At 66.4% G+C, this 467-nt stretch carries 1 protein-coding gene; it reads right to left on the bottom strand.

From position 1 onward, the window contains the following. A partial coding sequence (locus AC07V0_RS29980; protein ID WP_495020211.1) for a VCBS domain-containing protein occupies positions 1–467 on the bottom strand: 467 nt, incomplete at both ends.

Raw genomic sequence — 467 nt, forward strand, 5'->3', positions numbered from 1 at the left:
GTGCACGGTGACCGAAGTGAGGGTGCCGTCGGCACTGCTCACGGCGAAGGTGTCGGTGTAGGTGGTGCCGGCGGCGAATTCGTTGTGGGCGGAATTGGCGACGTAGGTCCAGGCACCACCGGTGCCGATGGAGAACTGGCCGTAGCTGCCGGCGGTGTTGGTTTGTGCGACGAAGGTTGCGGCGCTGTCGACGTCGCTGATGGTCAGGGTGCCGGCGGTGGAGATGTCGACGGCGGCATTGGTCTCGGTGAGGTTGGCGATGCCGGTGGACAGCACGGCCGCATCGTTGGTGCCGAGGATGTGCACGGTGACCGAAGTGAGGGTGCCGTCGGCACTGCTCACGGCGAAGGTGTCGGTGTAGGTGGTGCCGGCGGCGAACTCGTTGTGGGCGGAGTTGGCGACGTAGGTCCAGGCTCCGTCGGTGCCGATGGAGAACTGGCCGTAGCTGCCGGCGGTGTTGGTTTGCG

It is taken from the genome of Pseudomonas sp. GW821-FHT01E10, from assembly GCF_059422365.1.